Below are 18,754 nucleotides of genomic sequence, written 5' to 3' on the forward strand. Positions count from 1 at the left end.
GCATGAAGCTTCGGAATTTGACCCTTTCGCCCCGGCAAATCCTCGACGACATCGCGCTTTGCCTGGTCTTCTTCACAAGACTGCCGCTGCCCGTCTTCGACTTTCGCGGCCGCAGCCTGGCCGCCGCGATCTGGGCCGCGCCTGTCGCCGGCCTTGCCGTCGGCCTGATCGGCGCGGTCGTCTACGCGACGGCGGAACGGTTTGGCCTTGCCATGGGTCCAGCGGCGGCACTTGCCCTGGCGGCAACCTTGCTCACCACCGGCTGTTTGCATGAGGACGGGCTGTCCGATGTCGCCGATGGCTTTGGCGGCGGCAAGACGCGCGGCCTGAAACTGGAGATCATGCGCGACAGCCGCATCGGCGCCTACGGCGCATCGGCGCTGGCTCTGTCGCTGCTGATCCGCTGGAGCGCACTTTCGGAACTCGTCGACCCCACACAGGCGCTCTTCGCCCTCATTGCCGCGCACGCCGCCTCACGCGGGTTGCTGGGCGCCTTCGTGCATCTCCTGCCCTCAGCGCGGTCCGACGGCCTCTCGGCCGGCGCCGGCACCGTTTCGGTCGAAACCGCCATAGCCGGTGCCGTGCTCGGCGCGGTCCCGCTGCTCTTGCTCGGGCCGGGAGGCGCTGTTGTCGCGGTCATCCTGCTTGGCCTGCTGTTTGCAGCGTTCCGCGCCCTTTGCCTCAACCAGATCGGCGGCCAGACCGGCGACACGGTCGGCGCCCTGCAGCAGCTGGGCGAGATCACGATCCTGCTCGTCGCTTCCGTTTCCCTATCCTGACTCTTCCTCGGAGACTTTGCCCCCATGCCCTTCAAATCGCTCGATGAACTGCGCGCCGCTTGCCTCGACCTGCCCGCCGGCAGTGATGCGGCGGCAAATGCCGTCGCCCGCCGCCAGAACACGCTGACCAAGCCGCAAGGCAGCCTCGGCCGTCTCGAAACCATAGCCGCTTGGCTCGCCCGCTGGCAGGGCCGCGACATGCCGAAGCTCGACCGCGTGAAAGTCTTCGTCTTCGCCGGCAACCATGGCGTCACCGCGCAGGGCGTCTCGGCTTTTCCGTCCGAAGTGACCGTGCAGATGGTGGCGAATTTCGCCGGCGGCGGCGCTGCCATCAACCAGCTTGCCCGCATCGCCGGCGCCGAGCTCGACGTCATTCCGCTCGATCTGGACCATCCGACCGGCGATTTCACGCAGGCGGCGGCGATGGACGAGACGGCTTTCCTCGCCGCCGTCTCGGCCGGCTACGATGCGGTGAGGAATGACATCGACCTTGTCTGCTTCGGCGAAATGGGCATCGGCAACACGACGCCGGCGGCCGCGATTTCGGCCGCACTGTTCGGCGGCGGTGCGGAGAAATGGACCGGGCGCGGCACCGGCGTCGACGATGCCGGCCTGAAGCGCAAGGTCACAGCCATTGAGGCCGGCCTGAAGCGCCACGCCGCGGCGCTTGCCGATCCGCTGAAGATCGCCGCCACGCTTGGCGGGCGCGAGCTTGCCGCCATCTTCGGCGCCACGCTCGCCGCGCGCCACAACAATGTGCCGGTGCTGCTCGACGGCTTTGTCTGCAGCGCCGCCGCTGCACCTTTGGCTCGGCTGCACCCGACCGGCCTCGCCCACACCATCGCCGCCCACGTCTCGGCCGAATCCGGCCACCGCCGCCTGCTCGAAGCGCTCGGCCTGCCGCCGTTGCTCGACCTCGGCATGCGGCTTGGCGAAGGCTCTGGCGCGTGTCTTGCGGTCAATATCGTCCGCTCGGCGCTGGAGTGCCATGCACGAATGGCGAGCTTTGCGGAAGCTGGCGTATCGGAAAAGTAAACCCGGTCAGAGTTTCAACGCTGCCGATGCATTTGAAGACAGCAAGCGTGGCCGCTCTACTCGCGACCACGCTTTCGCAGGATGAATAGGTCCGGTGGACAGCGGATCACGGGCCAAGAACATCGTTAACCGTTCGTTAGCCACGCTGTCCTAATTTGAGACATCCGACGCAGGTATGGTCGGGTAGAGGTCGCGCTAGTTTTTCGGACCCAGCCAAGCCCCGCCAAGGCTAGCGCGGCCACTACTTTTAAAGCAAATCTTGCCGTATGCAACTCATACGTGCGATTAACCTTACTGCCTAACCTTAAAGTTAACGACCGCGGTTTGCGCAGGTGGCTATCATGCCGCGTTTTTGGACGCGGCAAACGCGGCCTTTGAGCAAGAACGCTCACCCTGACGCGACCCGCCTCGCGTCCCCATCGTTCCGGGGTCTTTTCCACCAAGTCTTTGAAAAATTTGGTGGGTGCGCACAGGATTGAACTGTGGACCCGCTGATTAAGAGTCAGGGGATAATTGCTAAGCTGCGCTAAGCCGGGCTAACGCAACCGTTGCATAACCTACTGAAAAGGCATAATACTTCATTCCAGCTTAGCTGACTTTAGTTGCCCTTACAGGCACCGATTGTTAGCCAGCCGTTAGCCGGAGGAAGTTTTCCAATGACCCGCAGGCGCAAGTTTTCCGACACAGGCGTTGAGGCACTGAAGCCCAAGGCAGCGCGCTACACTTCCCCCGATCCCGAGCTGCGCGGCCATTACGTTCGGGTGATGCCGTCCGGCGCGAAATCATTCGTTGCCGTGGCGCGCGACCCAAACGGCAAACAGGTTTGGGCGACAATCGGCGCCGCTGACAAGATGGGCATTGAGAAGGCGCGCACGCTGGCAAGGGAAGCGATTGAGCGCATCCGCCAGGGTTTGCCTCCAGTCGAGCAAAAGGCCGCTCCCGTGACCTTCAACGACGTCTCAGACGGCTATCTGAAGCGCCACGTTGTCGCCAAGGGTTTGCTCTCAGAACATGAAATCCGCCGCTGCCTCGATGTCTATGTCATTCCCCAGTGGGGCAAGCGGGAATTCGTCTCGATCCGGCGCGGCGACGTTGCCGCTCTGCTCGACAAGATCGAGGACGAGAACGGCGCCCGGCAAGCTGACGCGGTGCTGGCGATCGTTCGCGGAATCTGCAACTGGTTCGCCGCTCGGAATGATGACTACCTTTCGCCGATTGTCCGGGGAATGCGCCGCACTGTTCCGAAAGACCGTGCCCGCGAACGCATCCTGACCGACGAGGAACTCAGGACTGTCTGGCAGCATACCGGAACCAGCGGCACGTTCGGCGCAATGGTGCGGCTTGCCCTGGCTACTGCTCAACGTCGCGAAAAGCTCATGACGATGAAATGGGATGACATTTCAGTCGATGGCGTCTGGCGCGTGCCGAGTGATGACCGGGAAAAGGGAACTGGTGGTGACCTCAAGCTGTCCGATCTTGCTCTAGAAATCGTCCGCAGTCAGACCCGCATGGGCACCAATCCATACGTTTTCGCTGGTAGGGGTGATGGTCACTTCAACGGCATATCCAAGACCAAAGCCGCCTTCGACAAGCGAGCAAAGATCGCTCCTTGGGTTGTTCACGATCTAAGGCGCACGGCGCGGTCGCTCATGTCCCGTGCTGGCGTCCGTCCCGACATTGCAGAGCGCGTCATGGGCCACGTCATTGCCGGCGTGGAAGGGATCTATGATCGCCACGCCTACCGCGACGAAAAGGGCGACGCTCTGGAGCGTCTGGGCGCCCTACTCGATACTATCATCAAGAACGACCCGAGCGCCAACGTGGTGCCTATCAGGAAGGCCGCACAATGAGCGTCGCCGACGATGCCATTGCGTTTGCAAAAGAACGGATCATCTCCGCCCGAGATACGCCTATTGAAATCTGGCCCGGCCTCTCGCCGGTGCGATTTCTCTCGAAGGACGATAGCAAACGCATGGTGCAGGAGTTGATGACCAACCTTGCCAGAAACAACCCGGAGCTTTTGGCCGACTATGCACATTATGCAAGCCAGGGTTGGAAATTCGCCGATGCCGCAATGCGCAACCTGATCACAGAAATTGTACTGGCCGGGAAGCCCCTTCCTGGCCCGTTGTCAGAGTATCAGAACTTGCTTGAGGTGGCTCCGCCTCGGAAACTGCCGGGGAAGTCGAAAGCGGATTACATCCTCCGGGATATTGTCATCGCGATCACCGTGCATGAGGTTCATGAGCGATTTGGTTTGGCTCCAACCAACAGCACCCTCAATGATAACAACTCTGCCTGCCGTGTCGTCTCGAAAGCCCTGATCGCTAACCGCATGAATATGGACTACAAAGCTGTTGAGACGGTTTGGAACCGTATCGGGCCGATACTTTTCGGATCGTCCTAAAATTTAAATATCAGGACCATCCGGCGCTAAGTCAGGCTTATTAGCAGTGTTCTCAGCTAACTTGAGGACACCGCCTAATGACCACGTTTCTCCGATTTAAAGACCTGAAAGCTCGCGGCATCGTCACCAATTGGCCGACGTTGCTGGACTGGATCAAGGACGAAGGATTCCCGCCCGGTCGCTATTTCGGGCCAAATACTCGCGTCTGGTCAGACGAGGAGATTGATTGCTGGACGGCTTCCCGTCCCCTCGCCTCGTCGGAAAGCGAGGCGGCATGACCATCGACCTCGAACCCGATGTTGCGATTCAGGCCGCAGCGGAATGGCTAGTTAAGGGACGTGACCCGACCGGCATGGCGATCGTACCTGAAATGAAAGTCAGGTTCGGCCTGACGGCGGCGCAAGCTTGTGAAGCGATCCGGACCGCACAGCGAATCCGCAATTGTGGAGGCGCCAATGCGATCGCCTCCTGAAACGCGAAACCTCGCCGGACAGGGCGAGGCTCGCAAGGTCGAAATAGAAAATAGGAACGGCAGCGACCCTATCAAAACCCCGCGGAAGCGGCAAGCGAAAGACACGTCGCAAGCTCGGTGGAAGGCCCGGAACCAGTGGGCCGTCTGGGCGCATACCTGCCTCGCCGCTGCCATCCGTAGGGGCTTGGTCAAGCGCCAACCTTGCAGCGTTTGCGGCACGACCGACAATGTGGATGGGCATCATTTTTCGTATGAGAAACCTGCTGACGTGACCTGGCTTTGCAGGTTGCATCATGTCCAAACCCATAGGCGCGCATTGAAGCCGAAGCGGAAAGGCGGCGCCAAATGAGCAACGTCATCCGCTTTCCGAGCCGGAAACCGCCTGTCTTGGCGTCTTGTTTCCGCGTCGAAATTTGGCAGGACGAACAGTGCTTCATGGTCACCGTTTTCGATTGCGGCGATCCGGTTCGCTCGACCGCATTCGTCACCTATCAAGACGCGCTGGCGGCGGCGCATCGATACGAAGCGCTGGACCTCGCCGAGGTGATCGACAAGGTCGGTGGCGCCATATGAGCCCTCCGAAACGCAAGCAGCAGCCGTTCGAGCATTGGACCAAGCTAATCCGCCGCACGCATGAGGAGCCCGCGTGGAAGGCTCTGTGCACTGTCGGGCAAGCTTTATACCCCTGGCTGAAATTCGAATGGCATGGGCCTGAGAACAACAACAACGGCAAGATCCGTCTGAGTGTCCGACAAGCGGCCGAACTCATGGGCGTAACGCCGACGACCGCCGCCAATGGCTTCCATGACCTGCAGCGCAAGGGCTTCATATTCCAGACCGAGCAAGCCTGTCTCGGTGTAGACGGTGCCGCGAAGTCGCCGGCCTATGAACTCACCGAGTTGAAAATGCCGGGCTCGATCGGCGACGGCCGGAAGCTCTATCGCGAGTGGCGCGAGGGCCGCGACTTCCATGTGCAGATGACCGGCTCGAACAACCCGCTCGGGCACAACGGAAAAACAAAACCCCGTCATAGAAACCATGACGGTCCTGTCATCAAAACTATGACGAAACAGGCGGGGCTGTCATGAAAACTATGACAGGCCGTCATCAAAACTATGACGAAAGCGGCCCTTTGCCGAACCAAACCGTCATAGAAATCGTGACATCCTTACCTACCATATCCCCATCGACCTCCGGGGGTAGCCAGAGACCTGCCGGCAATCACTTCGCCGACCAGTCCCCCAGCGCAACACGTGACGCCGCGAAATCGGCAGTTTTTTTGCCAGACGCCGCAACCCCTGTCCCTCGATACACCAAGTCCCGGCGAAACGCGCGTGCTGGCCTGATCCACCTTGGGCTATGGCTCGATGAGGCTCATGTGTCCGCGTTGCTCGTCGGCGCTCGCTACCTGGATCCGAATCTCGCCGACGACAAACAGGCCATCCAGAAGGCGCTAGAGGCCTACATCGCCGATGGCGAGCCTGCGACGTTCGATCTGTAGTGCAACATGTTGCATCACGCCTCCGCGAAACGTGCGAAATTTCCGGCACGAATAATTTCTGGAGAAATTTTGATGCGCGGCACGGTTCATATCCCTTCAACAGCAGCCGAGACCAAGAGTCTCGGGCTCGTCGCCAAATATATGATGCTCGGCCGAGACGAACACGGCGGCGCATTGGCCATCGCTGAGACGGAAAACGCGCCGGAACGAGTGCGCAACGTCCTGGCTTCGATCCAAAAGGCGGCTATCAGTTCCGGCCAGACATCCGGCACCTGGGGCGGCGAACTCGCTGGCGATTATCAGCTCGCCAGCGACGGATTCCTGGAAGGCGTTCGGAACAGCTCAATCTTCCTTAGACTGCTTGCCGGCGGCGTGAAGCAAATCCCGTTGAGGGAGCGCTTGGCCATTACCGTCAGCAACGCAACCGGCTATGTTCGCGGCGAAGCTTCCGCCAGGCAGTTGACCAGCTTGGCGCTCGAAAACGAAGGTCTAGACCCGCTCGAAGCGGTCTGCTTGGTGATCGTTTCCGACGAACTTCTGCGCATCGCATCGCCGGCCGCCGTGGCGCTTCTCGACCGCGAACTGAAGGCCGGCGTTGCCGAGGCTATCGACCGTCAATTCGTCGCGATCCTGAGCGCGGCTGCAACATCGAGCACCGCGAGCATCGGCAGCACCGCGACCGCCGCCGCGTATGACCTCCGGACTATGCTCGACGACATTTCCACGAACGCCGCATCGCGGTTGTATTGGATCGGCGCAACGAACGTCGCAAAGCGCGCATCGGCACTCTACGACAGCGGCAGCTTCGTCTTTCCGCAGATGTCGGCGCAAGGCGGCTCGATCTTGAACCTGCCGTTCCTCGTCAGCGACCAGGTAGCGGCCGGAAAGCTGATGCTGGTCGATGCCGCTGGCGTCATGGGCAACAGCGACCCGGTTTTGCTCGATGTTTTCAGGCACGCCGATGTTCAACTCGACACCGCGCCCGATTCGCCGTCGACCTCGTCCACAGTACTGGTCAATTTGTGGACCCGGAACCTGAAGGCGCTGCTGGCTCGCACGTACTTCGGCGCCGAAGTGTTCCGCGCTGGCGCCGTCATCGAGAAGACGTCCATCTCGTGGGGCAACAGCGCCGACAGCCCGGCATAACGGAGGCAAACAGGATGAGCTTCGACGGGAAAGCATTCGGCAAAGACATCGTGGCTGTCGTCAAGAGCTACGTCGAAAAGGAACTGGCGCCGATCAAGGCGCGGCTCGCAGAGATGGACGGCATTGGCGTGAAGTACTGCGGCGTGTGGCAGCGGCAGCAAGCTTACAAGGCCGGCTCTCTGGTCACCTACAAAGGCGGCATGTGGCACGCGAACGTCGACATCAAAGGCGGCGAGCCCGGCGACGGCAAGCTGTGGACGCTGGCTGTCAAAGGCGGTGCTCAATGAACATCGCCCGCAACCCGATACTGCAAGTCGATGTCGATCTGTCGGAAGATGGCCAGTACGTATGCGCGACTGGACACACCGCTGACGACGACGATACGGCCTTCCTATCCATGAGGCTGCCTACAGCCGACTTCGATGGTGACGAGGCCATGGCCTTTGACTACGCGGCCGGCTTCCTAACCGCGTTCCTCCAAGGCTGACCCACCGGGGGGGACTTTGACGATTCTGGCGAGCAAATCATGCGACCGGCTCCCATACCTTAACTTTCATGAAATTGAGCTTTTCATTCACGAGATGGAAAAATAAATGGCGAAAAACCTCAAACTAGTAGCCAGCAACCCGCCGAAGAGCCCGGCGCCACCTCGTCCGCTTGGCGAGCACGGGCGGGCTCTCTGGCAGTCGGTGCATAGCCAATACGGCATCGAGGACGCTGCCGGGATCGAGTTTTTGCTGACGAGCTGCCAAGCGCTCGATCGAGCCGAGGCGCTGAAGGCGCAAATCGATACTGACGGCGCGGTCATTCGCACCAAGGCCGGGCTCAGGGATCATCCGGGTTTGAAGCACGAGACGGCGGCGCGATCGCTCTGCATTCGCACGCTGGCCCGGTTAGGCCTGGATCTTGAGCCAGTGCGCGCAGGGCCTGGCCGGCCATCCGGCGGCGGGTGGGAAGGCTAGCAAATGGCAACGAAACGCAAGCCCCTGCGGCGCCGGCAAATCGGCAGTGAGGCAGAGCTTGCCGCATGGTCTGACGTGTTCACATGCGAGTTCGATTTCTTCAATGACCTGGAGCCGTTTGGGCTGTTGACCGACGCGGAAGTTAAAGCCGCCGCCCCCGAGGCATGGAAGCGCCTGGGAGGCGCCTTCCTGGGGCCTTGGCAACCGACAGACACCCGCGAAACACCTTGGGCACTGCAAGAATTTGGAGCGCCATAATGGCGACAAAGCGCACACCACTTCGCCGCGACATCAAGCGCAGCGTTACTCCCGCCTCGCTCGAAGCGTTCAAGGCCGGTGACCGCACGGCTCTCTTCGATGCTTTGCACCTTAAGCCATGGCAGCCGAATCCACTCGAAGTTGACGGGCCGGAGCCGCCAGTGTGGGCAAATGGCACGGCCTGGGCGGCAGATTGGCCGATGATGTGGGAAATCCGGCAGGAACTTGAGGCGGCATGTCGATGATCACGGGCGCCTGGCTCGCCTTTCACCGTTGCCGCTGGCGTCGTCATGGCGCTGGCATGGTGGCCGTTCTGAGGATGCTACTCCGCCGACCCGTTTGTGGCAAAAGGTGACGCGTTCGGCACGCATTGCAGGGCTAAAGCGTGATCGACTCTTTCAAGCGTCCGTGGCCTTTTGGATCGGACGACAAGGCACCCTACACCCGGCGAGACGGCATAGCGAATCTTCCATGGTCGAATTAGCCCCGCCAGCGCGCGTTTCGGCCGGCCGCTCTCCTACACCGGCGAAGCGCCTCGCGCGTCCTGGCGCCCGCCTGTGTGGGTGTGTCGAGCCGCGCGGCCAGGGCGCTGTGTGATCTCACTGTCTCGCAATATTAGCGACCCCTTGACGACCGAGTGCGCTGCTCCAAATCCTATGGGACGAGGAAATTCCTATGGCTTCGACCGTAGCGTTGGTCTGGTATCTGGTAGTCGCCGGTCCGCAGGGTGGAATGGTCGTCCTACCCGGCTCTTTCGACACACGTGAACAATGCGCTGCCGCCATCAGCGAATATCGGAAACAGCCATCGCCGGCCGTTTGGTCCCCGAGGGGAGGACTTCGATGATTAAAGATACTTACTCGCGTGGTTTGATCCTTGGCCTGGCTGCCCTCATGGTCACCTCGTCATTTGCGCAGGCAGCAGGCGACATCACCGCCGGCCGGAAAGTCATGGTGCAATGCCAAGCGTGCCACGGCAAGGATGGCCTCAGCAGACAGCCTTACACGCCCAATATCGCCGGGCAGAAGTACGAATATCTCCTCCACGCGCTGATGGCTTACAAGGCCGGAGAGCGCAAGAGTCAAATGATGTCGGCGGTCACCAAGAACCTGAGCCAGGAAGACATCGCCAATGCTGCGGCTTACTATGCCGCGATCAAGATTACCGTCGAAGCTCCGCAGTGACATCACTGTGCCCGCGCAAATGGCGGGCAAACCATGGCCAGCCAAGCCACAGGCGGGCGCCAGGACGCGCGAGGCGCTTCGCCGGTGTAGGAGAGCGGCCGGCCGAAACGCGCGCTCGTGGGGCTAGTAGCGGCCCGGCTACCTCGTCGTCGTCGGGGACTAACCAGCTTTGGGTCGCTTTCGAGGCTTATGCCCAGAACGCGTCCCAGGCGTAGAGGTCGTAGATATACTCCCGGCCGTCTATCGCCTTGCCGTTCTTGATGTCGAAGACGATGCACGTGAGTACATCCAGCCGTTTGCCGTTCCGCTCCGCGGTATCGCGATGGACGGCGACCACCGATCCGTCCTCGCTCTCCGTTACGTGCAAAAGATTGGTTTTGAAGGTCCCGTGGGTTTCGCTGCCCAACCGGCCGAAGTGACCAAAAATCGCTTCGTGGCCCTTGTAGTCTCCGGCGATCGAACTCTTCCCCGGACTATGCCACGTGCAGGACTCGTCGATCGTTTGCGTGAGAGTGTCCATGTCTCCTGCGTCGAACGCCGCATAACCGCGCCGTACGAGGTCGGAGTTCTGATTTCTAGGCGTCACGTCTGCCATAACTTCCTCCCTAGCCGGCGAACGGGGTAGGTTTGCCGATTGGCAAATTATAGGCCGTTCATTCGAATATTCAATTTTGCTAAAATGCTTTGGAACTAAGATTAGGCGCCACGCCTTGAGTCGGCGCTCCAGACGCCGGATGGCGGTGACGGCGCGCTGCCACGATCGGTTCGGACCCGACACGCCGGCAATGGCCGATGACCTCATTCCGAAGCTGAAATGCGCCAAGTGCGGCGGTAAACGAGTCGGGCTGATTTATACGCCGGACTCGCGGCCGAACGCATACGGCAAGGCCAATGACGGGCGGGCGGACCTTTAAAACGTTAATACCGGGCATGGCGTGGCAGATCGTCATTGATCTCGTAATAGTCGCCTTTGTCGCCGACGAAAGTATGACTCTCGCCCCTCAGTCCGGACGGCTGGTCGAATGCACCGGCCATCACTGATGTTTCCTCCGACTTGTTGCGCTTCCAGAACAGCGCGGAGCCGCAGACCCTGCAAAACCCGCGACGGGCGAAATCAGATGACTCGTACCACGTGACGTTTTCCGAGCCGGTGACGTCAAGCTCGGTGTCAGCCGCGCTTGTGGCGGCATAATAGTGGCCCGACTGCTTGCGGCATTGCGAACAGTGGCAATAGTGGACGCCGCGCAACGCGCCACTCGTCTTGAAACGCACCGCGCCGCACAGGCACGAGCCGGTATGGGCTTGCTTGCCAGCCTCCTTCATTCCGCTCCTCCCTCCCTTCGCCTTCCGCAGCCTCACACCAGCACCGCCGCCATTCTCGGCACCTCAAGTCGCAGGAAGTGCTGGTGTCACTATGAGCCGTAACCGCTTCGTTGACCAAGGCGACATGACTGCCGCGCAATTGGCCGGATGCAGCTACGATCTGCTTGCGATCCTGCACCTTTGTCAAAGCGGTGACTGACGGTGCCGAGGGCGGCAGTCTGTCGGCAGACGCTACCGCATCCATAGGCCGGTTGATGGCGCTAGCGGTTGAGATGCACTCGCCGTTGCATGACGCCCTCGAAACCCATGAGGGCACCAAGGGCTGATCAACCGGAAAACATTTCCACTTGAAGCCCGCTGCCTCACGGTGGCGGGCATTTCATCCCCCGCAGGATATCTTCGCGTTTTATGCCCGCAAAGAACTCTGTCACTTCGCCAATCAGGCTGCGAGAATCAAACGTCTCGCCACCGATCTCGAAGATCAGAGATTGGTCTTGCCCCACATCCGCAATGCTATTTTCGCCGCCGATAGGGCGGTCTCTTGGTAGGCCAGCCTGATTGGCAAATAGCTGTTTGGCAAATGGCATCCGGATAAGGGCCAGGCGCAGTTTCAAAGCATTGATTCTTGCAGCGACCGGGGTGGAAAAACAGCTCTTGTTTTCGTCCATCGTTCGGACGATTTCATAGGCACCCAAAGTCCAAAACCAGAAGAAGTCATATGCTTTCATCAGATCCGGCCCGGGCTCTCTCTGGTCCATAGCCGCCAGGATCTCTGAGCGTATTCGCTGGAGCGATTGCAACTGAGCGACGGTGTAAAGCGAGAAAGCCAGAAGCGGGCTTCTTCCATACATTTCCTCAATTTGTGGTTCGTCGCCCATGTCGCATTCCATGTCACGCGGTGGCGGACTTTTGTTAGCCGTACGTTAGCCGGAGCGAAATCACTATCGCTCGCGGCCAGGGTCTATCCACCTAAGTCTTTGAAATCTTTGGTGGGTGCGCACAGGATTGAACTGTGGACCCGCTGATTAAGAGTCAGCTGCTCTACCAACTGAGCTACGCACCCACTCGGCCGGAAAAACCGGCGTCGGCGGGCATATAGCCGCCGATCCCGGGGATGTCCAGCCCTGCCGGAATCATTTCCCGACAAATCGACCAAGCCGCTTGTAATCAAACCAAAAGCTTGCCTTCCGCCACCCTGATGGCATGGCCGCCGATGCGGGCGGACGCCAGTTTTCCGCCTTCGACATTGAGTTCGAGGCGGATGCGGGACGGCCGCCCCATCTCCAGCCCCTGTTCGATCCACAGCTGCGAAATGCCGTCCGTCGGGCCGTCGAAATGCATGATGGCGCCGGCGAAGGCGGCGGCCGCGGAACCGGTCGCGGGGTCTTCATAGGACGGGTTGCCGGGCACGATCATGCGGACATGGAAAGCGCTTTCGTGGTTCACCGTCTCGCGGCAGTAGACATAGGGGCTTGCGAAGGCCCAGTCGCTCTTGCGCGGCGCCAGTTCTGACCACGCCTGGTTGTCCAGCTTTATCCGGGCGGCTGCCTCCAGATTGGCGACGGGGATGGTCACGTAAGGCACGCCCGCCGACCAGAACGAGACGCGATGATTCTCGAAGCCGATCTCGTGCGGCGCGAGGCCAAGGGCGGCGCCGATCGCCTCCGGCTCGGCGGACAGTTCCAGCCGCTCCGGCAGCTTCGCCAGGTCGAACTCGGCGAAGGTAGCGCCGTCGTGCTTGCTAACGGCGCAGCGCACCGGACCGATATTCTCCTCCAGCACGAAGATGCCGGCGGCCTCCCCATCCCCGGCCCGTTCGGCGAGCGCGATCGCCGAGCCGACGGTCGGATGGCCGGCGAACGGCATTTCGTAGTCAGGCGTGAAGATGCGGATGCGGGCACGGTGCTTGGGATTGTCGGGCGGCAGCGCGAAGACCGTTTCGGACAGGTTGAACTCACGCGCGATGGCCTGCATCGCGGCCGTGTCCAGTCCCTTGCCATCCAGCACGACAGCCAGCGGGTTGCCGGCCAGCCGCTCGGTCGTAAACACGTCATAGAGCAAGTAATTCCGAGGCTGCATGCCAGAAGTCCTCCGCCTTGATCCCAACATGAGCGAAATTTAATTTGAAATCCGAACCAATAGGCCTGATCTGTACACTTATAGGGACGCTTTCGCATCAATAGGGGTCCAGCTTGGACCAGCTTGTCAATCCGCCAAAGGCGGAATCGGATTCCGCCATCGAGACGGCGCTTGGGCTCGATCGAGGCGGTCTGAGGAAGAAACGTCGCCGCGGCTGGCTCTACGCGCTGCTGGCGCTGATCGCGGTCGCCGCCGGCATCGGCGGCTACCAATGGTATGCCGGCGCGCCCGCCAAGATCGACTACACGACCGTGCCGGCCGCCATTGCCGACCTCACCGTCGCGGTCTCGGCCACCGGCACGCTGCAGCCCCTCACCCAGGTCGACATTTCCAGCGAATTGTCCGGCGTCGTCCGTTCGGTCTCGGTCAACGAGAACCAGCAGGTGAAGAAGGGGGACGTGCTGGCGGCGCTCGACACCGCCAAGCTCGAGGTCCAGATCGAGCGCGCCCAGGCCTCCGCCAAGGCAGCAGCGGCAAGTCTCGAGGACGCCACCGTAACCCTGGCCGAGAACGAAAAGGCGCTCGTGCGCGCGGCGGCGCTGACCAAGCGCGGCATGGCGACGGACCAGTCGCTCGAGGCCGCGACTGCAACCCGTGACCGCTCCAAGGCGGCGCTCGACAGCGCCGAAGCCAATCTTGCCATCGCCAACGCCGACCTCAAGGCACAGCAGACGGATCTGGCCAAGAGCACCATCTATGCCCCCATAGACGGCATCGTTCTGACGCGCTCGGTCGATCCCGGCCAGACCGTCGCCTCCTCGCTGCAGGCGCCGGTGCTGTTCATCATCGCCGCCGACCTCAGGCACATGGAATTGAAGGCTGCTGTCGACGAGGCCGACATCGGCGCGGTCAAGACCGGCCAGCATGCGCGCTTCACCGTCGACGCCTTCCCGGACCGGCCCTTCGATGCCGAGATCCGCGACATCTCCTACGCCTCCGTCACCACCGACGGTGTCGTCACCTATGACGCGCGGCTCGAGGTCGACAACAACGAGCTTCTGCTCAGGCCCGGCATGACCGCCACTGTCTCGGTCGTCACCAAACAGGCCAGGGGCGTGCTTGCCGTGCCGTCCACGGCCTTCCGCTACCGGCCGGCGCAAGCCAACGCCCGCAGTTGGAGCCTGAGCGACCTGTTCACCGGCCGCATGGGCCGCCCCGGCGGCAACCGCCAGCGCCAGGCTACGACGACCCCGACCGACGGCTCGCGCACGCTCTACGTGCTGGAAAACGGCCGGCCGCGTGCCGTCAACGTCAGGATCGGCTCCACGGACGGCGAACTGACCGAAATCATTTCGGGCCTGGATGAGGGCGCCGAGGTCATAACCGGTTCGCAGTTGCGGAGCTGACGCTGTGTCAGGCTCCGTCCTCATCAGCTTCGACAAGGTCTGGAAAAGCTATGGCCAGGGCGAGGCCCGGGTGCATGCGCTGGCCGGCGTCGATCTCGCCATCCGCAAGGGCGAGTTCGTCGCCATCATGGGGCCTTCCGGTTCGGGAAAGTCGACGGCGATGAACATCATAGGCTGCCTCGACACGCCGACGGCGGGTACCTACCGTTTCGAAGGCATCGACGCCGGGCGCCTCGACCGCAACCGCCGCGCCATGCTGCGCAACCTCTATGTCGGCTTCGTCTTCCAGGGCTACAACCTTTTGCCGCGCACCACGGCGGCCGAAAATGTCGAACTGCCGCTGATCTATCGCGGCGTGGCCAGAGGCGAGCGCCGCGCGCTTGCCATGCAGGCGCTGGCGGAGGTCGGCCTTGTCGGCCGCGAGCATCATACGCCGGCCGAACTCTCCGGCGGCCAGCAGCAGCGCGTGGCGATCGCGCGTGCCATCGTCACAAGGCCGACGCTGCTTGTCGCCGACGAGCCGACCGGCAATCTCGACACCGCCCGCACGCACGAGATCATGGAGTTGTTGACACGGCTGAACGCCGAGCTTGGCCTGACCGTCGCCATGGTCACGCACGAAGCCGATGTCGCTGCCTATGCCGAGCGCACCATCCGCTTCCTCGACGGCCATGTCGCCTCCGACAGCAAGAACCTCGAGGTGGCCTAGCCATGATCCCGAAAAGTGGAAACCGGTTTTCGGACAAGATCATGGCCAAACAAGAGGATAGAGCCCAATCCCGGCTCTATCGGGATGGCAGGCTCTAGCGATGATCTGGGAAACCGTCCGCCTCTCGCTGATCTCCATCCGCCGCAACGTGCTGCGCTCGTTCCTGACGCTGCTCGGCATCGTCATTGGCGTCGCCGCCGTCATCGCCATGCTGACCATCGGCTCGGGCACCACCGAAAAGGTCAAGGCCGACATCTCCAAGCTCGGCAGCAATCTGCTCGTTGTCCGTTCCGGCCGTCCGGCCGGGCCCGGCGGACCGGGCGGGCTCGACCAGGTGGTCCGGCCGCTCGCCGAAAAGGACCTTGTAGCACTAGTCGCGCATCTCAGCGGCGCGCGCGCCATTTCGCCCGCCTCGCAAAAACAGGTGCGCGTCATCTTCGGCACCGAGAGCCTGACCTCGGGCGTCACCGGCACCGACAGCGCCTATCTCGATGCCCGCGACTGGAAGCTGGTTTCCGGCCGACCGTTCAGCGATTCCGAGACCCGCTCGGGCACCGGCGTCTGCCTGGTCGGCGAGACGGTGCGCCAGCAATTCTTCGGCGCCGGCGACCCCGAAGGCGAGATCATCCGCGTCAACCGCACCTCCTGCAAGATCATCGGCCTGTTGGAGCCCAAGGGCTACACCGGCTTCGGCCAGGACCAGGACAATGTCGTGCTGATGCCGCTCGCCGCCTACCAGCGCCGTATCGCCGGTAACCGCGACATCGATTCGATCTACATCGCCGCCGACGACCGGACGCCGACCAGCGAGTTGCAGCCGCGCGTCGAGGACATCTTGCGCGACACGCGCCGCATCACGCCGGACCGGGATGACGATTTCTCGATCCGCGACATGACCCAGATCGCCGACGCCATGGCCAGCGCCACCACGACGATGACCGGCATGCTGGGTGCCGTCGCCGGCGTCAGCCTGCTGGTCGGCGGCATCGGCATCATGAACATCATGCTGGTCTCTGTGACCGAGCGCACCCGCGAGATCGGCATCAGGCTGGCGATCGGCGCGCATGAGAAGCACATCCTCATCCAGTTCCTGGTCGAGGCAACGGTGCTGTCGCTGCTCGGCGGCATCATCGGCATCCTCATCGGCCTGGCGCTGGCCGGCATCGCCTCGGTGGCGCTGACCATCCCCTTCGCGCCAAGCCCGGCGGTCATCCTGCTCGCCGTCGGCTTTTCGGCACTGATCGGCATGGTGTTCGGCTTCTTCCCTGCCCTGCGCGGCGCGAGGCTCGATCCGATCGATGCGCTGAGGCACGAATAGGGCGACCGCGCCGGAAAACGTGCCCGGCGCTCCGATCCGGCTATGCACAAGCTTTGACGTTTCCGCCCCGCGCCGCCACTGTCGCCGCACGGCTCGCGATGGTAGTGCATTTACCCTTGAGCGGAGGAATTGCACATGAGCAAGAAGGCGCGGCTGGTCCTGGTGCTGGTGATCATCGAGGCGGCCCTCGCGGGCCTCTGGTTGTACCTCGCCCGCTACGGCATGGCCAATCCCGATCGCGTCACCGCCGAATTCCAGCAGGTCGTCGGTGAGACCATGGGAATGGCGATGGGCGCGCTGCTGGGTCTCGGCGTCATCCTGTTCGTCGTCGCCGCCCGCAACGACAGCAAGGCGGCGCAGGACAAGGGGCAAGGCTGACCGTCAGCCAAACATGAGAACAGAGACCAGCGGCCTGTCAAAACGTTAGCCGCGCGTTCTCTTTGACCTCCTTCATGACGAAGAAAGTCCGGGTTTGCCGAACGCCAGGCAACGCGATCAGCTTCTGCCCGTGCAGCTTGTTGAAATCCGCCATGTCACGAACTCTTATCTTCAACAGATAGTCGAAGTCGCCTGCCACGAGATTGCAATCCAGGACCTCCTTGAGCTTGTGCACGGCCTCCTCGAAAGCGGCGAAGCTTTCAGGTGTCGAGCGGTCGAGCACGACGCCGACCATCACCAGCGCACCCAGTCCTACCGCAGCGGGTGCGATCTCCGCCCTAACCCCGGTGATGTAGCCCTCTTCGAACAGGCGTTGCGTGCGCCGATGGCAGGTGGCGGCGCTGACATTCACGCGGGTCGCCAGCTCCGCATTCGTCAGCCGTCCCTCAGCCTGAAGGGCACGCAGGATCTTGATGTCGATGCGGTCGAAAACTTGAGTGGAAGATTCTTCCATTTCTATGGATCTCGGTGGGCGATTAGATCAATAATATCGCAGATTTTCGCCGCATGCGAAGCTTTTGGGCGGTAGGTTCGAGAGCACCTTTCGCGCCATTCCGTTTATTATCCGCCCATCGAAAAACGATCGCGGCGGAGACAAACCGATGTCACTTCTCGAAAAATTCGAACGCTATCCGCTGACCTTCGGTCCGACGCCGATCGAGCATTTGCCACGGCTGAGCGCGGCGCTGGGCGGAAAAGTGCAAATCTACGCCAAGCGCGACGATTGCAATTCCGGGCTGGCGATGGGCGGAAACAAACTGCGAAAGCTCGAATACATCGTGCCGGACGCGATCGCATGCGGCGCCGACACACTGGTGTCGATTGGCGGCGTTCAGTCGAACCATACGCGCATGGTCGCCGCGACAGCCGCCAAGATCGGCATGAAGTGCGTGGTGATCCAGGAGAAATGGGTGCCCCACTTTGATGCGGTCTACGATCGCGTCGGAAACATCCTGATGACGCGCCTGATGGGAGCGGACAGCCGGCTTGTCGACGAAGGCTTCGACATTGGCATCCGCAAGAGCTGGGAGGACGCCATCCAGTCGGTTAAGGACGCGGGCGGCAAGCCCTATCCGATCCCGGCCGGCGCCTCGGTGCACAAGTTTGGCGGTCTGGGCTATGTCGGCTTCGCCGAGGAAGTGGCCAGGCAGGAAGCCGAGCTCGGCTTCACCTTCGACTACATCATTGTGTGCGTCGTGACCGGTTCGACGCAGGCCGGCATGATCGTCGGCTTCTCCGCGCAAGACCGCGCCGACCGGGTGATTGGCATCGACGCCTCCGGGACGCCCGATCAGACTCGCGCGCAGGTTCGGCGCATCGTCGACGACACCGCCGCCCTCGTCGGGCTGGGCCGCGCTGTCCGCGACGACGAAATCGTGATCAATCCCGACTATGCCTATCCGGCCTACGGCGTCCCGTCGGACGCCACGAACGACGCGATCCGGCTGGCAGCCCGCACGGAGGCCATGATCACCGATCCGGTGTACGAGGGAAAGTCGATGCAGGGTCTGATCGATCTGACCAGGAAAGGCTTCTTCCCCGAGGGTTCAAGAGTTCTTTACGCGCATCTCGGTGGCGCGCCGGCCATCAACGGCTACAGCTATTACTACAAGGACGACGGCCCAAGCCTTCCGAACCGGCCGAAACCAGCAGCGGTCCTTGGCGGCGAACCTCGCAGCGGCAAACGCGTGCCGCACGACGCCCTACCGCCGCTCTTTCCGTAGTCCGTTCAGGCAG

General features: G+C 61.9%; 27 protein-coding genes and 1 tRNA gene. 22 read left to right on the forward strand and 6 right to left on the reverse strand.

Going from position 1 to position 18,754, the window contains the following annotated elements; genetic code table 11:
* Nucleotides 1-2 precede the first annotated feature (2 nt).
* The 16 genes from ACSQ3Z_RS16340 to ACSQ3Z_RS16415 all read left to right on the forward strand — a co-directional run bounded on the left by ACSQ3Z_RS16340 (nucleotide 3) and on the right by ACSQ3Z_RS16415 (nucleotide 9,744).
* On the forward strand, nucleotides 3-779 hold the full coding sequence (locus ACSQ3Z_RS16340; protein WP_436172358.1) for an adenosylcobinamide-GDP ribazoletransferase: 777 nt from the start codon (nucleotides 3-5) through the stop codon (nucleotides 777-779).
* A 24-nt stretch (nucleotides 780-803) separates the two neighbouring features.
* Nucleotides 804-1,814 (forward strand): nicotinate-nucleotide--dimethylbenzimidazole phosphoribosyltransferase, encoded by a 1,011-nt coding sequence (cobT, locus tag ACSQ3Z_RS16345; protein ID WP_436172359.1) that lies wholly within the window; start codon nucleotides 804-806, stop codon nucleotides 1,812-1,814.
* 602 nt (nucleotides 1,815-2,416) lie between these two features.
* Nucleotides 2,417-3,664 (forward strand): tyrosine-type recombinase/integrase, encoded by a 1,248-nt coding sequence (locus ACSQ3Z_RS16350; RefSeq protein WP_436172360.1) that lies wholly within the window; start codon nucleotides 2,417-2,419, stop codon nucleotides 3,662-3,664.
* Nucleotides 3,661-4,221, forward strand: coding sequence for a hypothetical protein (locus ACSQ3Z_RS16355; protein WP_436172361.1), 561 nt, complete (start codon nucleotides 3,661-3,663; stop codon nucleotides 4,219-4,221). The genes ACSQ3Z_RS16350 and ACSQ3Z_RS16355 overlap by 4 nt, the downstream gene beginning before the upstream one ends.
* A gap of 77 nt (nucleotides 4,222-4,298) precedes the next feature.
* Nucleotides 4,299-4,499, forward strand: coding sequence for a hypothetical protein (locus ACSQ3Z_RS16360; protein ID WP_436172362.1), 201 nt, complete (start codon nucleotides 4,299-4,301; stop codon nucleotides 4,497-4,499).
* Nucleotides 4,496-4,693, forward strand: a complete 198-nt coding sequence (locus ACSQ3Z_RS16365) for a hypothetical protein (RefSeq protein WP_436172363.1) — start codon at nucleotides 4,496-4,498, stop codon at nucleotides 4,691-4,693. The genes ACSQ3Z_RS16360 and ACSQ3Z_RS16365 overlap by 4 nt, the downstream gene beginning before the upstream one ends.
* A 345-nt stretch (nucleotides 4,694-5,038) precedes the next feature.
* Nucleotides 5,039-5,266: a hypothetical protein gene (locus ACSQ3Z_RS16370; RefSeq protein WP_436172364.1), complete on the forward strand. Its 228-nt coding sequence runs from the start codon at nucleotides 5,039-5,041 to the stop codon at nucleotides 5,264-5,266.
* 194 nt (nucleotides 5,267-5,460) lie between these two features.
* Nucleotides 5,461-5,781: a hypothetical protein gene (locus ACSQ3Z_RS16375; protein ID WP_436172365.1), complete on the forward strand. Its 321-nt coding sequence runs from the start codon at nucleotides 5,461-5,463 to the stop codon at nucleotides 5,779-5,781.
* 290 nt (nucleotides 5,782-6,071) lie between these two features.
* Nucleotides 6,072-6,194, forward strand: coding sequence for a hypothetical protein (locus tag ACSQ3Z_RS16380; RefSeq protein WP_436172366.1), 123 nt, complete (start codon nucleotides 6,072-6,074; stop codon nucleotides 6,192-6,194).
* A gap of 72 nt (nucleotides 6,195-6,266) precedes the next feature.
* Entirely contained in the window at nucleotides 6,267-7,340 is a 1,074-nt protein-coding gene (locus ACSQ3Z_RS16385) for a phage major capsid family protein (protein WP_436172367.1), read from the forward strand.
* Between the two features lie 14 nt (nucleotides 7,341-7,354).
* Nucleotides 7,355-7,627 carry a hypothetical protein gene (locus tag ACSQ3Z_RS16390; protein ID WP_436172368.1) on the forward strand — a complete coding sequence of 91 codons (273 nt, stop codon included), beginning with the start codon at nucleotides 7,355-7,357 and terminating at the stop codon, nucleotides 7,625-7,627.
* Complete coding sequence (locus ACSQ3Z_RS16395; RefSeq protein ID WP_436172369.1) at nucleotides 7,624-7,827, forward strand: hypothetical protein; 204 nt, start codon at nucleotides 7,624-7,626, stop codon at nucleotides 7,825-7,827. Before ACSQ3Z_RS16390 ends, ACSQ3Z_RS16395 begins: the two co-directional genes overlap by 4 nt.
* A 106-nt stretch (nucleotides 7,828-7,933) precedes the next feature.
* The gene (locus ACSQ3Z_RS16400) at nucleotides 7,934-8,302 is read left to right on the forward strand and encodes a hypothetical protein (RefSeq protein ID WP_436172370.1); all 369 of its coding nucleotides are present in this window, start codon (nucleotides 7,934-7,936) and stop codon (nucleotides 8,300-8,302) included.
* A gap of 3 nt (nucleotides 8,303-8,305) precedes the next feature.
* Complete coding sequence (locus ACSQ3Z_RS16405; protein WP_436172371.1) at nucleotides 8,306-8,560, forward strand: hypothetical protein; 255 nt, start codon at nucleotides 8,306-8,308, stop codon at nucleotides 8,558-8,560.
* Nucleotides 8,560-8,805: a hypothetical protein gene (locus ACSQ3Z_RS16410; RefSeq protein ID WP_436172372.1), complete on the forward strand. Its 246-nt coding sequence runs from the start codon at nucleotides 8,560-8,562 to the stop codon at nucleotides 8,803-8,805. The genes ACSQ3Z_RS16405 and ACSQ3Z_RS16410 overlap by 1 nt, the downstream gene beginning before the upstream one ends.
* A gap of 597 nt (nucleotides 8,806-9,402) precedes the next feature.
* Nucleotides 9,403-9,744, forward strand: a complete 342-nt coding sequence (locus ACSQ3Z_RS16415; RefSeq protein ID WP_436172373.1) for a c-type cytochrome — start codon at nucleotides 9,403-9,405, stop codon at nucleotides 9,742-9,744.
* 187 nt (nucleotides 9,745-9,931) lie between these two features.
* On the opposite strand, the gene ACSQ3Z_RS16420 is transcribed toward ACSQ3Z_RS16415, so the two are convergent.
* Nucleotides 9,932-10,339, reverse strand: a complete 408-nt coding sequence (locus tag ACSQ3Z_RS16420) for a nuclear transport factor 2 family protein (RefSeq protein ID WP_436172374.1) — start codon at nucleotides 10,337-10,339, stop codon at nucleotides 9,932-9,934.
* 139 nt (nucleotides 10,340-10,478) lie between these two features.
* Between ACSQ3Z_RS16420 and ACSQ3Z_RS16425 the strand changes: the two genes are divergently transcribed.
* Nucleotides 10,479-10,658 carry a hypothetical protein gene (locus tag ACSQ3Z_RS16425; RefSeq protein WP_436172375.1) on the forward strand — a complete coding sequence of 60 codons (180 nt, stop codon included), beginning with the start codon at nucleotides 10,479-10,481 and terminating at the stop codon, nucleotides 10,656-10,658.
* 4 nt (nucleotides 10,659-10,662) lie between these two features.
* On the opposite strand, the gene ACSQ3Z_RS16430 is transcribed toward ACSQ3Z_RS16425, so the two are convergent.
* The 4 genes from ACSQ3Z_RS16430 to ACSQ3Z_RS16445 all read right to left on the reverse strand — a co-directional run bounded on the left by ACSQ3Z_RS16430 (nucleotide 10,663) and on the right by ACSQ3Z_RS16445 (nucleotide 13,146).
* The gene (locus tag ACSQ3Z_RS16430; RefSeq protein ID WP_436172376.1) at nucleotides 10,663-11,067 is read right to left on the reverse strand and encodes a GFA family protein; all 405 of its coding nucleotides are present in this window, start codon (nucleotides 11,065-11,067) and stop codon (nucleotides 10,663-10,665) included.
* Nucleotides 11,068-11,429: 362 nt separating this feature from the next.
* On the reverse strand, nucleotides 11,430-11,945 hold the full coding sequence (locus ACSQ3Z_RS16435) for a hypothetical protein (RefSeq protein ID WP_436172377.1): 516 nt from the start codon (nucleotides 11,943-11,945) through the stop codon (nucleotides 11,430-11,432).
* A 109-nt stretch (nucleotides 11,946-12,054) separates the two neighbouring features.
* Nucleotides 12,055-12,130 (reverse strand) — tRNA-Lys (locus ACSQ3Z_RS16440).
* Between the two features lie 104 nt (nucleotides 12,131-12,234).
* Entirely contained in the window at nucleotides 12,235-13,146 is a 912-nt protein-coding gene (locus ACSQ3Z_RS16445) for a PhzF family phenazine biosynthesis protein (RefSeq protein WP_436172378.1), read from the reverse strand.
* 113 nt (nucleotides 13,147-13,259) lie between these two features.
* Here ACSQ3Z_RS16445 and ACSQ3Z_RS16450 point away from each other — a divergent pair, with 113 nt between their 5' ends.
* The 4 genes from ACSQ3Z_RS16450 to ACSQ3Z_RS16465 all read left to right on the forward strand — a co-directional run bounded on the left by ACSQ3Z_RS16450 (nucleotide 13,260) and on the right by ACSQ3Z_RS16465 (nucleotide 16,957).
* A complete protein-coding gene (locus tag ACSQ3Z_RS16450; RefSeq protein WP_436172379.1) occupies nucleotides 13,260-14,552 on the forward strand; it encodes an efflux RND transporter periplasmic adaptor subunit in 1,293 nt (430 codons plus the stop codon).
* Between the two features lie 4 nt (nucleotides 14,553-14,556).
* Nucleotides 14,557-15,261 carry an ABC transporter ATP-binding protein gene (locus tag ACSQ3Z_RS16455; RefSeq protein WP_436172380.1) on the forward strand — a complete coding sequence of 235 codons (705 nt, stop codon included), beginning with the start codon at nucleotides 14,557-14,559 and terminating at the stop codon, nucleotides 15,259-15,261.
* 100 nt (nucleotides 15,262-15,361) lie between these two features.
* The gene (locus ACSQ3Z_RS16460; protein ID WP_436172381.1) at nucleotides 15,362-16,579 is read left to right on the forward strand and encodes an ABC transporter permease; all 1,218 of its coding nucleotides are present in this window, start codon (nucleotides 15,362-15,364) and stop codon (nucleotides 16,577-16,579) included.
* A gap of 135 nt (nucleotides 16,580-16,714) precedes the next feature.
* A complete protein-coding gene (locus ACSQ3Z_RS16465; protein WP_436172382.1) occupies nucleotides 16,715-16,957 on the forward strand; it encodes a hypothetical protein in 243 nt (80 codons plus the stop codon).
* A gap of 37 nt (nucleotides 16,958-16,994) precedes the next feature.
* On the opposite strand, the gene ACSQ3Z_RS16470 is transcribed toward ACSQ3Z_RS16465, so the two are convergent.
* Nucleotides 16,995-17,471, reverse strand: a complete 477-nt coding sequence (locus ACSQ3Z_RS16470; RefSeq protein WP_436172383.1) for an Lrp/AsnC family transcriptional regulator — start codon at nucleotides 17,469-17,471, stop codon at nucleotides 16,995-16,997.
* Nucleotides 17,472-17,619: 148 nt separating this feature from the next.
* Between ACSQ3Z_RS16470 and ACSQ3Z_RS16475 the strand changes: the two genes are divergently transcribed.
* Nucleotides 17,620-18,741, forward strand: a complete 1,122-nt coding sequence (locus ACSQ3Z_RS16475) for a 1-aminocyclopropane-1-carboxylate deaminase (RefSeq protein ID WP_436172384.1) — start codon at nucleotides 17,620-17,622, stop codon at nucleotides 18,739-18,741.
* Nucleotides 18,742-18,754 lie beyond the last annotated feature (13 nt).

The sequence above is a fragment of the Mesorhizobium sp. LjNodule214 genome, assembly GCF_964252735.1.
GTDB lineage: Bacteria > Pseudomonadota > Alphaproteobacteria > Rhizobiales > Rhizobiaceae > Mesorhizobium.

Excerpts from the sequence above, each read along its gene's own strand:
- ACSQ3Z_RS16370 (WP_436172364.1), top strand. The coding sequence starts at position 5,039 with ATGAGCAACGTCATCCGCTTTCCGAGCCGGAAACCGCCTGTCTTGGCG.
- ACSQ3Z_RS16475 (WP_436172384.1), top strand. The coding sequence starts at position 17,620 with ATGTCACTTCTCGAAAAATTCGAACGCTATCCGCTGACCTTCGGTCCG.
- ACSQ3Z_RS16435 (WP_436172377.1), bottom strand. The coding sequence starts at position 11,945 with ATGGGCGACGAACCACAAATTGAGGAAATGTATGGAAGAAGCCCGCTT.
- ACSQ3Z_RS16390 (WP_436172368.1), top strand. The coding sequence starts at position 7,355 with ATGAGCTTCGACGGGAAAGCATTCGGCAAAGACATCGTGGCTGTCGTC.
- ACSQ3Z_RS16445 (WP_436172378.1), bottom strand. The coding sequence starts at position 13,146 with ATGCAGCCTCGGAATTACTTGCTCTATGACGTGTTTACGACCGAGCGG.
- ACSQ3Z_RS16415 (WP_436172373.1), top strand. The coding sequence starts at position 9,403 with ATGATTAAAGATACTTACTCGCGTGGTTTGATCCTTGGCCTGGCTGCC.
- ACSQ3Z_RS16385 (WP_436172367.1), top strand. The coding sequence starts at position 6,267 with ATGCGCGGCACGGTTCATATCCCTTCAACAGCAGCCGAGACCAAGAGT.
- ACSQ3Z_RS16375 (WP_436172365.1), top strand. The coding sequence starts at position 5,461 with ATGGGCGTAACGCCGACGACCGCCGCCAATGGCTTCCATGACCTGCAG.
- ACSQ3Z_RS16470 (WP_436172383.1), bottom strand. The coding sequence starts at position 17,471 with ATGGAAGAATCTTCCACTCAAGTTTTCGACCGCATCGACATCAAGATC.
- ACSQ3Z_RS16405 (WP_436172371.1), top strand. The coding sequence starts at position 8,306 with ATGGCAACGAAACGCAAGCCCCTGCGGCGCCGGCAAATCGGCAGTGAG.
- ACSQ3Z_RS16340 (WP_436172358.1), top strand. The coding sequence starts at position 3 with ATGAAGCTTCGGAATTTGACCCTTTCGCCCCGGCAAATCCTCGACGAC.
- ACSQ3Z_RS16465 (WP_436172382.1), top strand. The coding sequence starts at position 16,715 with ATGAGCAAGAAGGCGCGGCTGGTCCTGGTGCTGGTGATCATCGAGGCG.
- ACSQ3Z_RS16365 (WP_436172363.1), top strand. The coding sequence starts at position 4,496 with ATGACCATCGACCTCGAACCCGATGTTGCGATTCAGGCCGCAGCGGAA.
- ACSQ3Z_RS16425 (WP_436172375.1), top strand. The coding sequence starts at position 10,479 with ATGGCGGTGACGGCGCGCTGCCACGATCGGTTCGGACCCGACACGCCG.
- ACSQ3Z_RS16430 (WP_436172376.1), bottom strand. The coding sequence starts at position 11,067 with ATGAAGGAGGCTGGCAAGCAAGCCCATACCGGCTCGTGCCTGTGCGGC.
- ACSQ3Z_RS16400 (WP_436172370.1), top strand. The coding sequence starts at position 7,934 with ATGGCGAAAAACCTCAAACTAGTAGCCAGCAACCCGCCGAAGAGCCCG.
- ACSQ3Z_RS16355 (WP_436172361.1), top strand. The coding sequence starts at position 3,661 with ATGAGCGTCGCCGACGATGCCATTGCGTTTGCAAAAGAACGGATCATC.
- ACSQ3Z_RS16360 (WP_436172362.1), top strand. The coding sequence starts at position 4,299 with ATGACCACGTTTCTCCGATTTAAAGACCTGAAAGCTCGCGGCATCGTC.
- ACSQ3Z_RS16420 (WP_436172374.1), bottom strand. The coding sequence starts at position 10,339 with ATGGCAGACGTGACGCCTAGAAATCAGAACTCCGACCTCGTACGGCGC.
- ACSQ3Z_RS16410 (WP_436172372.1), top strand. The coding sequence starts at position 8,560 with ATGGCGACAAAGCGCACACCACTTCGCCGCGACATCAAGCGCAGCGTT.
- cobT (WP_436172359.1), top strand. The coding sequence starts at position 804 with ATGCCCTTCAAATCGCTCGATGAACTGCGCGCCGCTTGCCTCGACCTG.
- ACSQ3Z_RS16460 (WP_436172381.1), top strand. The coding sequence starts at position 15,362 with ATGATCTGGGAAACCGTCCGCCTCTCGCTGATCTCCATCCGCCGCAAC.
- ACSQ3Z_RS16395 (WP_436172369.1), top strand. The coding sequence starts at position 7,624 with ATGAACATCGCCCGCAACCCGATACTGCAAGTCGATGTCGATCTGTCG.